The 14538-nt window shown below is 61.3% G+C and carries 9 protein-coding genes; 6 read left to right on the top strand and 3 right to left on the bottom strand.

What is annotated here, in order from left to right:
- Window positions 1-131: 131 nt before the first annotated feature.
- Window positions 132-2570, bottom strand: coding sequence for a Lon protease family protein (locus tag HX807_RS09005; protein ID WP_003215847.1), 2439 nt, complete (start codon window positions 2568-2570; stop codon window positions 132-134).
- Window positions 2571-2837: 267 nt separating this feature from the next.
- On the opposite strand from HX807_RS09005, the gene HX807_RS09000 reads away from it, so the two are divergent.
- The 5 genes from HX807_RS09000 (at window position 2838) to HX807_RS08980 (ending at window position 6915) form a co-directional block, all read left to right on the top strand.
- Complete coding sequence (locus HX807_RS09000) at window positions 2838-3326, top strand: DUF3015 domain-containing protein (RefSeq protein ID WP_003215845.1); 489 nt, start codon at window positions 2838-2840, stop codon at window positions 3324-3326.
- A gap of 94 nt (window positions 3327-3420) precedes the next feature.
- Entirely contained in the window at window positions 3421-5274 is a 1854-nt protein-coding gene (locus tag HX807_RS08995; protein ID WP_177049778.1) for a DUF4105 domain-containing protein, read from the top strand.
- 149 nt (window positions 5275-5423) lie between these two features.
- Window positions 5424-5720: a chorismate mutase gene (locus tag HX807_RS08990; RefSeq protein ID WP_003215840.1), complete on the top strand. Its 297-nt coding sequence runs from the start codon at window positions 5424-5426 to the stop codon at window positions 5718-5720.
- A gap of 270 nt (window positions 5721-5990) precedes the next feature.
- Window positions 5991-6347 (top strand): hypothetical protein, encoded by a 357-nt coding sequence (locus tag HX807_RS08985; protein WP_102369931.1) that lies wholly within the window; start codon window positions 5991-5993, stop codon window positions 6345-6347.
- Window positions 6348-6417: 70 nt separating this feature from the next.
- Complete coding sequence (locus tag HX807_RS08980; protein WP_177049777.1) at window positions 6418-6915, top strand: GreA/GreB family elongation factor; 498 nt, start codon at window positions 6418-6420, stop codon at window positions 6913-6915.
- Here HX807_RS08980 and gdhA read toward each other — a convergent pair.
- Window positions 6912-8249 carry an NADP-specific glutamate dehydrogenase gene (gene gdhA / locus HX807_RS08975; RefSeq protein ID WP_177049776.1) on the bottom strand — a complete coding sequence of 446 codons (1338 nt, stop codon included), beginning with the start codon at window positions 8247-8249 and terminating at the stop codon, window positions 6912-6914. The genes HX807_RS08980 and gdhA overlap by 4 nt on opposite strands.
- A 349-nt stretch (window positions 8250-8598) precedes the next feature.
- Entirely contained in the window at window positions 8599-10263 is a 1665-nt protein-coding gene (ettA, locus tag HX807_RS08970) for an energy-dependent translational throttle protein EttA (protein WP_003215833.1), read from the bottom strand.
- Window positions 10264-10548: 285 nt separating this feature from the next.
- Here ettA and HX807_RS08965 point away from each other — a divergent pair, with 285 nt between their 5' ends.
- Entirely contained in the window at window positions 10549-14400 is a 3852-nt protein-coding gene (locus tag HX807_RS08965) for a bifunctional diguanylate cyclase/phosphodiesterase (RefSeq protein ID WP_023659180.1), read from the top strand.
- The last annotated feature ends 138 nt before the right edge of the window (window positions 14401-14538 follow it).

The raw sequence follows: 14538 nt of genomic DNA, 5'->3' as shown, positions 1-14538 counted from the left end.
TGGCTATCCCTTGAGCTGAGAATAGAAGAAACCCGGTACAAACCAAGGCTGGGGGACCAACGGATGACTGCCGTCACGACGGCGTCAAAAATATGCCGAAGGGACCTGGAACCAGGCCCCTTCGGCATTGATTACACCGGCTTGGTCTCAGCCAGTGCTTCCTGCGCCAACTCCTTCTCGGCTTCCTTCAGGTCATCTTCACTGATCATCTCGGCGATTGCCCGCAGACGCTCCACCACCCGCGCATTGACGCTGCCTTCGGGGAACTGCCCCTCCTCGTCGGGCGAACCCGCAGGCTCACCCACCAGCAGGCTCAAGGCCTCGTCGGCCTGACGCACGGCATAGACGTGGAATTGCCCCTGCCGCACGGCCTGCAACACCTTCTCATCGAGCATCAGTGTCGCGACGTTGGCCTGGGGAATGATCGCCCCCTGCTCGCCGGTCAGCCCGCGGGCCTCGCAAAGACGGAAGAAACCTTCGATCTTCTCGTTGACCCCGCCGACCGCCTGCACCTCACCAAACTGGTTGATCGAGCCGGTGATGGCAAAGCACTGCTTGAGCGGCGTCTTCGACAGGGCCGAGATCAATGTGCAGGCTTCGCCCAGGGACGCGCTGTCGCCGTCGACATAGCCGTAGGACTGCTCAAGGGCGATACTCGCCGAGATCGCCAACGGGAATTCCTGGGCATAACGGCTGCCCAGGTAACCGGTGAGGATCATCACGCCCTTGGAGTGAATCGGCTGGCCGAGGTTAACTTCACGCTCGATATCGACGATACCGCTGCCGCCCGGGTACACCGTGGCAGAAATCCGCGCCGGCACACCAAACGCCGAGTCCCCCACCTCCAGCACCGTCAGCCCGTTGCACTTGCCCACCGCCGCGCCGGCGGTGTCGATCAGGATCACCCCGGCGAGCATGTCGTCGAGAATCCGCGCCGACACCCGCCCGGTGCGCGTGGCCTTGGCCTTGAGTGCGCGCTCGATGTGCCCGGAGTCGGTGCGCTCATCACCGGCCAGGTGACGAATGAAGTCCGCCTCGCTGACCAGCTGGAACAAATCACCGATACGCGCCGACAAGCGGCCCTGGTTCTCCGCCAACCGCGCGCTGTAGGTCGCCAGCCGCGCCACCGCATCGGAGGTCAACGGCGCCATGCCTTCTTCCGAGGTGCGGGTTTTCAGCAACTGGGCGAACTGCTCCAGGCTTTCATCCACCATCGGGATGTCTTCGTCAAAATCCACCAGTACCCGGAACATCTCCTGGAAGTCCGGATCCGCGTCCTGCAACGCGTAGTACAACTGGCGGGAGCCGATGATGATCACCTTGAGCTGCAACGGGATCACTTGCGGGTTGAGGGTCACCGTGGCCAGGCGGCCCAGTTCGCCCAGCGGTGATTCCATCTTCAGCTTGCGCGATTGCAAGGCACGCTTGAGGGCGTCCCATACAAACGGCTCGCTGAGCATCTTCTCGGCTTCAAGGATCAGGAAACCACCGTTGGCACGGTGCAGCGCACCCGGGCGCAATTGGCGATAGGTGGTGTAGAGCGCGCCCTGGTCGGTGCTGTATTCAATACGACCGAACAGGTTGTCGTAGGTCGGATGCGGCTCGAAGACCACCGGCGCGCCACCGTTGATCGGATGCCCCACCACCAGGCTCGGGCAGTACTGTTCTTCCAGCAACTTGCGGGCCTGGGCGTCGGTTTTCGCGTCGTCCACCAACTGCTCGACCACGGTTTTCAGCAGGTAGACCTGCATCGCCTGCAAGTAGCCGCAGACGGCCGCGTTCTCCGCATATTTTTCGGACAACGGCGCCAGCAGTGGCTGCAAGGCCAGCGTGATGGTTTCTTCGTTGAACTGGCGCATCTGGTTATTGGACTCGCGCTTCCACTGGGGCAGGCTGGCGAGTTCTTCGTTGAGGCGTTCTTCCAGTTCGGAAATATCGGTGTGGAAACGCTCGCGGTCGGCTTCGGGCAACTGCGAGAACTCGGCCTCGTCCAGGGCCTTGCCGTCGAGCATCGGGGTAAACGCAATGTTGGTGCTGTCACGGTACAGCGCCACGTCTTTTTCCAGGGCCAGGCGCTCGATGACGTCCAGGGCACGGTCGTAACGCTGGTTGAAGGCACGGTCGATGGCGCTTTTGCGCTGTTGATACGTCGGGTGTTCAAACACCGCCGGGAAGGTCGCGACCAGGTTGTCGATCAGGCCGTTGATATCGGAGATGAACGCGGCAGCACCGCCCGCAGGCAGTTCCAGCGCGCGGGGTTCGCGAGGCTCATCGAAATTATTGACGTAGACCCAGTCGGCCGGGGTCTGCAGGCGCTTGCCTTCGGCCTTGAGGTAGCGTTTGACGAACGAAAAGCGCCCGGTACCGGGCTCGCCCATCACAAATACGTTGTAACCGGGGCGTGGCATGGCCACACCAAACTGCAAGGCTTCGACCGCACGTTCCTGGCCAAGCACACCGCGAAAGGGCTCCAAATCATTGGTGGTCGAGAAGCTGAACTGTTCAGCGGAAAAAGGACGGGTCAGCGCTTCGGGCGCTAGACGCAAGCTGGCAGCAACAGGATCAGGCATCGGGCTTCCTTACATCAGGCGGGGCAGATGACGGCATTCTGGCGCCGGGTTGGGCCGGCTGGCAAGGACGGCTTGGGGAAAGCATAGACCCGTGTTCGGGGCTGTAAAAAAACCGAGTGTTTCCGGCTTGTTTCATAAAAAGTCACGGAACCCTTGGATCATGCCTAAACTCCAACCTGCTGCGGGTTGGACTAATAACCGACCCCTAGGGTGCTGTCAGGCACCTGAACCCTTGTCCATTGGTTTGCACACAAAGAGAACAAAGCTATGAAACGGATCCTTCTCGGTACTCTCTTCACCGTCGTCTCCCTCAATGCAATGGCAGAAGCGCCAGGTGGCCCGAACTGCGGTTGGGGCAACATGTTGTTCGAAGGCCAACGCGGCACTCCGGCTCACTTCCTGGCCTCCACCACCAACGGTACCTCGGGTAACGCCACGTTCGGCATGACCTCGGGCACCAACGGCTGCAGCACCAACAGCGCACTGACCTACGGTGGCAAATCGTGGATTGCCATGAATGGCATGATGAACGAGCTGTCCGAAGACATGGCCAAGGGTAACGGCGAAGCGCTGACTACCTACGCTGTAGTACTGGGCGTTGCTCCTGAAGACCGCGAGCACTTTGCCGCTGTGACTCACGAGCACTTCCAGCAAATCTTCAGCAAGGCTGACGTAACCGCTGATGACGTGCACAACAACACCCTGGCTGTACTGAAAAGCGACACCCGTCTGGCGAAATACGCTACCCAGGCTTAAGCTCGACCCGCCCGTGCCTTTCGAGGCACGGGTTTTTATTATTTTTGGACCTGCCTCCCCTTTGGGTCTTTTTATCTCGACTTAAGTTGCCCACATGCTCAAACGCCTTGCCTACCTGGCACTCTTCGCCTGCGCCCCGCTGTATGCGGCGCCGCACCTTGATGATCAACGTTTGCAGCAACTGGCCAACGACCCGTTCTGGCTTTCGCTGGGGCACTACGAATCCGGCAAGTTCAAAGGCTGGCGCAGCTATGTCAGCGACAAGAAATTCTTCCTCGCTCCCGATGGCGCCCACCATCCGGACCAGGAGTTGAAGGCCACTGTCGAGGCGCTGTATGCCCCGGCCAGCCTCGGCGAAAAGCACGCCCAATGTGTTTACCCGGCACGTACACGCTGGCTCAAGGACCAGTTGCGCCTGACGGACTTGCCGACGCTGGACTGCAAGGAGTTCAAGCAATGGTTCAAGGACGTCGCCCCCCACAGCGCGGTGATGATCTTCCCGGCGGCCTACCTCAACAGCCCGTCATCAATGTTCGGCCATACCCTGCTGCGCATCGACCAGGCTGACGTGCAGAGCAACAACACCGCCCTGCTCAGCTACGCGATCAACTTTGGCGCCTATATCGAAGGCTCGGACAACAGCATCCTCTACGCCTGGAAGGGCCTGATGGGCGGCTACCCGGGCCTGTTCGCGCTGGTGCCCTACCAGGAAAAACTCTCGGAATACCGTAGCCTGGAGAACCGCGACCTGTGGGAATACCGCCTGAACCTGACCCAGGTCGAGACCGAGCGCATGGTCGAGCACGTGTGGGAACTCAAGCAGATCCAATTCGACTATTTCTTCTTCGACGAAAACTGCTCCTATCGCCTGCTGGAACTGCTGCAAGTGGCCCGCCCAAGCCTGCGGTTAACCGAACAATTCCCGCTGACCGCGATCCCTACCGACACGGTAAAAGCCGTGAAAGAAGCCGGCCTGGTGGAGAAAATCGATTACCGCCCTTCCCGTGAACGGGAGCTGCTGGAACGCGCCAAGCCGCTGGACAGCGACGAGCAGCAATGGGTGCTGAAGATCAGCGACGACCAGAAACAACTGCAGGACCCGGCGTTCAAGGCCATCGCCAAAGACCGCCAGGCCCTGATCATCGACGCCGCCTACCGCCTTGGCCGCTACCGCGCCAACGGCCTGGAGCGCGACACCGAACGCTCCCAGCGCAGCTTCGAACTGCTGCGGGCGATCAACCAGAACCCGGCGCCGGACCTGAAGATCGAACGCCCCGGCCTGCCCGAAGACGGCCACGAATCCCGCACCTGGCAAGCCGGCATCGGCACCCGGGGCGACAAGGCTTTCGGCGAATACGGCCTGCGCATGGCCTACCACGACCTGAACGACAACGCCGAAGGCTTCCCCTTGGGCGCGCAGATTGAAATCCTGCAAATGAAACTGCGCCAGTACGAAGGCAACCACTGGCAATTGCAGCAACTGGATCTGGCAACCATCCGCTCACTGACCCCACGCAACGAGCTGCTGCAGCCGTGGTCGTGGCAAGTCACCGGCGGCCTGGAGCGCGTACCGGGCAAGCATGACGACGAGACACTCGTCAGCCACGTCAACGGTGGCGCGGGCGGCACCTGGCAACTGCGCGACGACATGCTTGGCTTCGCCCTCGGCACCGTGCGCGTGGAGCACAACAGCGACTTCGGTGAAGCCATCTCCCCGGCTGCCGGGTTCAATACAGGTGTGTTGTGGCGCAACCCGCTGGGCAACCTGAGCCTGGAAGCCAAGGGTGACTTCTTCACCAATGGCGAGGTGCGGCGCAGTATCAGCCTGAATCAACAGTGGGAATTGTCGCGCAACCTGGGGCTGAGACTGAGTGCGCAGCGGGAATACAGCCACCTCGCGACACCGGTGAACGAAGTGATGCTGGAAGTGAAGTGGTATCACTATTAATCCCTGAGCCGTAGATCGTTCCCACGCTCCGCGTGGGAATGCATCCTGTGACGCTCTGCGTCACGACCTTTAAAAGCGGACGCAGAGCGTCCAGAGCGGCATTCCCACGCAGAGCGTGGGAACGATCACTAAAAGGAGCTTCAACCCACATGGCCGTTAATTGCACCAGCCTTGAACAAGTCCGGGAAAACATCGACCGTCTTGATCGCCAGATCGTCGCACTATTGGCCGAACGGGGCGGCTTTGTTTCCCAGGCTGCGCGGTTCAAAAAAGACAGCGATGGCGTCAAGGCACCGCAGCGGGTTGAGCAGGTAATTGCCAAGGTTCGCGATCTCGCTGATACCGCTGGCGCCAATCCGGACGTCACAGAGCACGTCTACCGGGCGATGATTGCAGCGTTCATCCAGCAAGAACTCGCAGAGCACGCCGCGCTGACACCAGACTGAACCACACAATAACCTTGTGGCGAGGGAGCTTGCTCCCGCTGGGCTGCGCAGCAGCCCCAAAACCAGACACCTCACCCTCTCTGGAATATCTCAATACCCTGAACAGGGGCCGCTTCGCGCCCCAGCGGGAGCAAGTTCCCTCGCCACAGGGGGCGCGTGATCGCCCGAAGCCGCAGCGTCACACGGTTTTCTCACATCCGTTTCACATACCCCGAACGAATCCACTCCTACACTTCCCCCATCAGCCGTTCAACGGCCAGGGAGCAAGCGATGTGGCGGTACGCTGGAGTGCTGGGCCTGTTGGCCCTGCTGTCGGGTTGCCAATCAACCCATGAGGATTTGCTGGCCAAGGGTTATCCACCCGCCTTCGCCGATGGCTATGACGACGGTTGTAGCAGCGGCCGCCAGGCTGCCGGGGTGATCACCGGGGAATTTCGCAAGAACGTCCCGCGCTACCTGAAAGACCGCACCTACGCCGAAGGCTGGGATGATGGCTTTCGCCAATGCAAGGCCATGCGCGAGAACGAAGACCTGAACGACTACAAGAATCGCCACTGGGACGACCGCGAACGCGCCTGGCAACAGGAAAAAGACCGCGACGCTGCCAGGGCCTTTCGCTCGCAATAGGTCGCTTCCAGACATCCAGCGAAACTTAACCCCTGCGACCATGGCCCAAACTCCATAGCAGGAGAACGTCATGAGTCGAGCTTTCGTCAACGAAGACAGCGCCGCTGCCCAGGCCAGCCAACCGGTGGAACGCCAGGTCAGCGCGCAACCCAATCACCTCACTGCCCGCGGACTTGCACAATTGCAGGCCAGGGTCGCGCAGTTGCAAAACGAACACAGCGAAGAATCCGCCAAGGGCGAGCAGGCCGATAAACAGCGCCAGGCCGACCTTGAGCGGGATTTGCGTTACTTCAACCAGCGCCTGCAAAGCGCACAGGTGGTGGCGCCGGCAACCTCCACCGACAAGGTGCAAATCGGCAGCTGGGTGACCTTTGCCAACGAACAGGACGAAGAGCAGCGCATTCAGTTAGTGGGCGAAGACCAGGCCGACGCCACGGTGGGCCTGATCAACTGGGGTTCGCCACTGGGCCGCGCTCTGCTGGGTGCACAGGTGGGCGACGAGGTGCTGTGGAGGCGCCCCGTCGGTGATCAGTTGATCGAAATCCTGCGCATCGAACCCGAGGGTTAAACGATGCCCTGGGCCAGCATTGCATCCGCAACCTTCACGAAGCCTGCAATGTTGGCGCCCTTCACGTAGTTGACCCAGCCGTTCTCTTCGCCGTAGTGCACGCACGCATGGTGGATCGACTGCATGATGTTGTGCAGCTTGCTGTCCACTTCACCGGCGGTCCACAGCAGGCGCATGGCGTTCTGCGACATCTCCAGCCCGCTCACCGCCACCCCGCCGGCATTGGACGCCTTGCCTGGCGCGAACAGGATGCCGGCCTCGATAAAGATATCCACCGCCTCCAGGGTGGTCGGCATGTTGGCGCCTTCGGCCACGCAGACGCAGCCATTGCGCAACAGGGTGCGCGCCGCTTCGGCGTCCAGTTCATTCTGGGTGGCGCAGGGCAACGCGATGTCGCAGGCCAGCTCCCATGGTGCTTTGCCGGCGCGGAATTCCAGGCCAAAACGCGATGCCAGCTCGCTGATGCGCCCGCGCTGTACGTTTTTCAGTTCAAGCAGTGCCGACCATTGTTCTTCGGTCAAACCGCTTTCGCAGTACAGGGTGCCTTCGGAGTCGGACAAGGAAATCACCTTGCCGCCCAGGTCCATGACCTTGCGCGCCGCGTACTGGGCGACGTTGCCGGAGCCGGAGATGGCCACGCGCTTGCCTTCGACCCGCTCGCCGTTGCGCTTGAGCATTTCTTCAGCGAAGTACACGCAGCCAAAACCGGTGGCCTCCGGGCGAATCAGGCTGCCGCCGTAGCTCATGCCCTTGCCGGTCAGCACCGAGGTGAACTGGTTGCTCAGGCGCTTGTACTGGCCGAACAGGAAGCCGATCTCCCGGGCGCCCACGCCAATATCACCGGCGGGCACATCCACGTCCGAGCCGATATGGCGATACAGCTCGCTCATGAACGCCTGGCAGAAACGCATCACCTCGGCGTCGCTCTTGCCTTTGGGATCGAAGTCCGAGCCGCCCTTGCCGCCGCCCATGGGCAGCGAGGTCAGGGAGTTCTTGAAGGTTTGTTCGAAGGCGAGAAATTTCAGCACGCCCAGGTTCACCGACGGGTGGAAGCGCAGGCCTCCTTTGTAGGGGCCTATGGCGCTGTTCATCTGGATCCGGAACCCGCGGTTGACCCGTACTTTGCCTTGGTCATCTTCCCACGACACCCGGAACACAATCGCACGCTCCGGCTCGCAGATGCGCTCCAGGATGCCCGAGTTCAGGTAGTGGGGATTGGCTTCAAGAAACGGCCACAAACTGCGCAGGACTTCTTCCACGGCCTGGTGGAATTCCGGCTGGTCGGGGTCGCGTTTCTTGAGGCGGGCAAGGAAGGATTCAACGGATTCGATCATGAAAAGTCTCGGCAAATTTATTGTCGTTAAAGGAGATTTGTCCCGGACTTTATCAATTCATGTCGCACCGCGACAGGGCAAAATGTCGCTTTTGTGAATTTAAATGGTGCATTAGATATAAATACAGGCGTTTTTTGCACCTTAATGAGGATTTCAATCCAGGCCTTGCACCAAGAGTTAATCCGCTATCGCAGGCAAGCCAGCTCCTACATTTGATCCAGTACATCCATGACAATGCGGTCAACTGTGGGAGCTGGCTTGCCTGCGATGCAGACGACGCGGTGCACATGAAAACACGCAAAAAAAAGCGGAACCCGAAGGCCCCGCTTGTTCAAACCACCAACCCGAATCAGGCCAGTTTCTTGTGCCGTACACGATGCGGCTGGGCAGCTGCTTCGCCGAGGCGTTTCTTGCGATCGGCTTCGTATTCGGTGTAGTTGCCTTCGAAGAACACCGCCTGGGAGTCGTCTTCGTACGCCAGGATGTGAGTGGCCACGCGGTCAAGGAACCACCGATCGTGAGAGATCACAATGGCGGCGCCCGGGAAGTCCAGCAGGGCTTCTTCCAGGGAACGCAGGGTTTCAACGTCGAGGTCGTTTGACGGTTCGTCGAGCAGCAATACGTTGCCGCCTTCTTTCAGGGTCAGGGCCAGGTGCAAGCGACCGCGCTCACCACCGGACAGGTCCTTGACGAACTTCTGCTGGTCGCCGCCCTTGAAGTTGAAGCGACCCACGTAGGTGCGCGACGGGATTTCGTAGTTGCCGATACGGATCTGGTCGGAACCGTCGGAAATCTGCTGGAACACCGTCTTGCTGCCGTCGAGGTCGTCGCGGCTCTGGTCAACGCAAGCCAGCTGCACGGTTTCGCCGACTTCGATGGTGCCCGAGTCCGGTTGTTCCTTGCCCATCAGCATGCGGAACAGTGTGGATTTACCCGCACCGTTACCGCCGATCACGCCAACGATGGCGCCTTTTGGCATGGAGAACGACAGGTTGTCGATCAACACGCGGTCGCCGTAGCCCTTGCAGACGTTCTTGAACTCGATGACCTTGTCACCCAGGCGCGGACCGGCCGGGATGTAGATTTCGTTGGTCTCGGAACGCTTCTGGAATTCCTGGGACTGCATCTCTTCGAAACGCGCCAGACGGGCCTTGGATTTCGACTGACGCGCCTTGGCGCCTTTACGCACCCATTCCAGCTCGTCTTTCATGGCCTTTTCATGGGCCGATTGCTGCTTGGATTCGGCGGCCAGACGGTCGGACTTGGCTTCCAGCCAACCGGAGTAGTTGCCCTCGTAAGGGATACCGGCGCCACGGTCGAGCTCGAGGATCCAGCCAGCAACGTTGTCCAGGAAGTACCGGTCGTGCGTGATCGCAACCACGGTGCCCGGGAAGTCGTGCAGGAAATGCTCCAGCCAGGCGACGGAATCGGCGTCCAGGTGGTTGGTCGGTTCGTCGAGCAGCAGCATGTCGGGGGCCGACAGCAGCAGGCGGCACAGGGCCACACGACGCTTTTCACCACCGGACAGGTGTTCAACCTTGGCGTCCCACGCCGGCAGGCGCAGCGCGTCGGCGGCGACTTCCAGCTGGCGGTCCAGGTTGTGACCGTCGGCGGCTTGCAGGATGGCTTCGAGCTTGGCCTGTTCTGCCGCCAGTTTGTCGAAGTCGGCGTCTTCTTCAGCGTAGGCCGCGTAGACCTCGTCCAGGCGGGCCTGGGCGTTCTTGATCACGCTGACCGCTTCCTCGACCACTTCACGCACGGTCTTGGTCGGGTCCAGGATAGGTTCCTGTGGCAGGTAGCCGATGTTCAGGTCGGGCATCGGGCGGGCTTCGCCGTCGAACTCGGTGTCGACGCCGGCCATGATTTTCAACAGGGTGGATTTACCCGAACCGTTGAGGCCGAGCACGCCGATCTTGGCGCCCGGGAAGAAGGACAGAGAAATGTTTTTCAGGATTTCCCGCTTCGGCGGAACAACTTTTCCCAGCCGATGCATGGTGAAGACGTATTGAGCCATGGTGAACCTAGCGTCAGTGACTGATGAATTAAGCGGGCGAAACCCGTGCCAGGCCATGCGCCGCGCGGGCCGTTGATGTCTATCAATGCCTGCGTGCGGTAGATGCCTGATTGTCTGGGGCTGGAACGCCCTCGCGTAACCGGCAAAGCTACCTGAATGCGGGTGGGCAGTCCAGCCAGGCGGGGCTGGCACTTTGCCACAACACAAGGCATGCTAGCCGCCCTCCGGGCGTCCGGCTTATAGTGCACGTCGCGCGCCAGTCCAGCCAAACCGCAGGATCACAGTTTGTCCAACGTAACGCCGCCAACTCCCCTGCGCGCCGCTCATATAGCGCCGGGAGCGCCCCTGCACGGAACCCTGAAGGGCGCATTGGCGACGCTGGTCCTGTTGCTGCTCGCGTTATTGTTCTGGCAACTGCTGGACCAGTTGCAGCAAAACCAGAAAAACCAGCAGCAATACACCATCGACTACAGCGCCGACCTGGCCGAACAGATCAGCCTGAACATGGCCCTCAGTGCGCAGATCGCGCTGAACCTGCTGCCGATCGTCGAACCGCCGCGGGACGCCGAACAGCAACAAATCCTGATGCGCACCTTGCAACGCTCCTTGCCGGAGTTGCGCAGCGTCGCCCTGCTCGCCCCCAGCGGCGCGATGATCAGTGACAGCGCCAGCGACAGCCAGGACAGCGCCTGGCTCGAAGAACTGGTCAAGCGCAGCCACGCCCAGTCCTATTACCTGAGCAACAACAACGACGGCACCGTCATCTACCTGCTGCTGCACCAGCCCAGCGGCGGCACCAAGATGTACTGGGCCTTGCGCCTGGCCCCCAATTACCTGGCCAACCTGACCCGCCAGGATGGCCAGGGCCAGCGCCCGATGTGGGTCATCGAAAACCGCCTCAACCACCGGGTGGTCAGCCGTGACAGCGGGATGCCGGCCCAATGGGCCACCGCGTTGACCCCGGACGAGTTGAACAAAAGTGTACTGGTCACGCCCCTGAGCAAGAGCGACTGGCAACTGCGCGGCCTGTTCGACCGCGCCGCCGTGCTGGAGCAACTGCTGCCGGCCTTTATCGGCAAATGCCTGTTGGGCCTGGCCTTCTCGCTGATCCCGGTGATCGTGCTGCTGAACATGCGCCGCCGCCAGCGCCAGGTGCACGAGGGGCGCCGGCGCTACCAGGATATTTTCGAAGGCACCGGCGTGGCGCTGTGCGTGCTCGACCTGTCGGGCCTGCGTGCGTTCTTCGATAGAGCCCGACTGCAAACCCGCGAGCAGTTGCAACAGTTGCTGCAAGACAACCCGGAACAGCGCCAGCAACTGCTCAAGGAACTGCGCATCACCGAGGTCAACCAGGTGGCGGTGCGCTTGCTGAATGTTGCCTCTTGCGAGCAGGCCTGGGAACGCCTGATCGACGCCTGCCCGTCGAGCCCGACCGCCATCGGCAACCAGGTGATCGACGCGGTGCTGACCCAGCAGAAGCAGCTTGAACTGGAAATCCAGCTCAGCGATATCGAAGGCAACGACCAATACCTGTGGCTGGTGATGCGCCTGCCGGAACAACAGGACGACTTCAAGGCCGTGATCCTGAGCATCAGCGACATCACCAGCCGCAAGCTGATCGAGTTGTCACTGGTGGAGCGCGAGAGTTTCTGGTCGGACGTGGTGCGCACCGTGCCCGATCACCTGTATGTGCAGGACGTGATCAGCCAGCGGATGATTTTCAGCAACCACCACCTGGGCCACACCCTGGGCTACAACAAGCCCGAGCTGCAGCAGATGGGCGAGTACTTCTGGGAGATCCTGCTGCACCCCGAAGACGCCGAGCGCTACCACGACCTGCGCCTGCAACAGCGCCAGGCCGGCTACCTGAGCCAGTTGCAGTGCCAGTTGCGCTTTCGCCACCGCAACAACCAATGGCGGCGCTTCGACATCCGCGAACAGGCCCTGGCCCGTGACAAGACTGACCAGGTGACGCGCATCATCGGCGTCGCCAAGGACATCACCGACCAGATCGAAGCCAGTGAATCCCTGCGTGACAGCGAACAGCGCTACCGCATGCTGGCGGAAAGCATCAGCGACGTAATCTTCTCCACCGACAGCAAGCTGGCCCTCAACTACGTCAGCCCTTCGGTGAACGCGGTGCTGGGCTATGACGTCGACTGGATCTTCGAAAACGGCTGGCAATCGACCATCGCCAACCCGCAGCAACTGACCGGTATCTACTCCCTGGTGGAGCAAGTCAGCCGCGCCCTGGACCAACCCGAATCCCTCGCGGCCTTGCGCAACGACGTGCAGACCCAACTGTTCCTGTTCGACTGCCTGCGGGCCGACGGGCGCAAGATCCCCATCGAACTGCGCCTGGTGCTGGTGTGGGACGAACATGGCGCGTTCGAGGGCATCCTTGGCGTGGGTCGCGATATCAGCCAGCAGCGCCGTGCGGAAAAAGACCTGCGCATGGCGGCCACGGTATTCGAACACTCCACCTCGGCGATCCTGATCACCGACCCGGCCGGCTACATCGTGCAGGCCAACGAGGCGTTCAGCCGGGTCAGCGGTTATGCGGTGGCGGACGTGCTCGACCAGTTGCCGAACATGCTCACCGTCGACGAACAGCAGGAAGCCCACCTGCGGTACGTGCTCAAGCAATTGCACCAGCACAGCACCTGGGAAGGCGAAGTGTGGCTCAAGCGCCGCAACGGCGAGCACTACCCGGCCTGGGTCGGAATTACTGCCGTGTTCGATGACGAAGGCGACCTGGCCAGCTACGTGTGCTTCTTCAGCGACATCAGCGAACGCAAGGCCAGCGAGCAGCGCATCCACCGCCTGGCCTACTACGACGCCCTGACCCACCTGCCCAACCGCACGCTGTTCCAGGACCGCCTGCACACCGCGCTGCAATCGGCGGAACGGCAGAAGTCGTGGGTGGTGTTGATGTTCCTCGACCTAGACCGCTTCAAGCCGATCAACGACTCCCTGGGCCACGCCGCCGGCGACCGCATGCTCAAGGAAATGGCCACCCGCCTGCTGGGCTGCGTCGCCGAAGACGACACCGTGGCGCGCATGGGTGGCGACGAGTTCACCTTGCTGCTGCAACCGCGGGTCAACCGTGAGATGGCGCTGAACCGGGCGATTCACGTGGCCGAGCAGATTCTGGCCAGCCTGGTGAAGCCGTTTGTGCTGGAGGGCCGCGAGTTCTTCGTCACCGCCAGTATCGGCATCGCCCTGAGCCCGCAGGACGGCAACGAACTCAGCCAGTTGATGAAAAACGCCGACACGGCGATGTACCACGCCAAGGAGCGGGGCAAGAACAACTTCCAGTTCTACCAGGCCGACATGAACGCCAGCGCCCTGGAACGCCTGGAGCTGGAAAGCGACCTGCGCCACGCCCTGGAACAGAACGAATTCGTGCTGTATTACCAGCCGCAGTTCAGCGGCGACGGCAAACGTTTGACCGGCGCCGAAGCCCTGCTGCGCTGGCGCCATCCACGTCGCGGGCTGGTGCCGCCGGGGGACTTCATCCCGGTGTTGGAGGAGTTGGGGCTGGTGGTGGACGTGGGTGACTGGGTGATCAGCGAAGCCTGCCGCCAACTCAAGACCTGGCACCAGAACAAGGTGCGGGTACCCAAGGTCTCGGTCAACATTTCGGCCCGGCAGTTCTCCGACGGGCAACTGGGCGAGCGCATCGCCACCATCCTCAAGGACACCGGCCTGCCGCCGGCGTGCCTGGAGCTGGAGCTGACCGAAAGTATCCTGATGCGCGAGGTCAACGAAGCGATGCAGATCCTCGCCAGCCTGAAAAACCTCGGCCTGAGCATCGCGGTAGATGACTTCGGCACCGGTTATTCATCGCTGAACTACCTCAAGCAGTTCCCCATCGACGTGCTGAAGATCGACCGCACCTTTGTCGACGGCCTGCCGTCGGGTGAGCAGGATGCGCAGATTGCCCGGGCGATTATCGCCATGGCCCACAGCCTGAACCTGGCGGTGATCGCCGAGGGTGTGGAAACCCATGAGCAGCTGGACTTCCTGCGGGAGCACGGTTGCGATGAGGTGCAGGGCTACCTGTTCGGGCGACCGATGCCGGCGAACCGGTTTGAGGCGCAGTTCAGCAATGATGCGCTGTTCATGTTCGACTGAAATCCTCAGGTGATGCTGATGGCCTCTTCGCGGGCAAGCCCGCTCCCACATTCGACCGTATTCCACCTGAAGGAACCCGATTGAATGTGGGAGCGGGCTTGCTCGCGAAGGGGCCCGAACAAACACCACCTATCCCCA

This window comes from Pseudomonas sp. D8002, from assembly GCF_013385695.1.
In the GTDB taxonomy this organism is placed as follows: Bacteria; Pseudomonadota; Gammaproteobacteria; order Pseudomonadales; family Pseudomonadaceae; genus Aquipseudomonas.
This window is presented reverse-complemented; position numbering and strand designations above follow the sequence as displayed.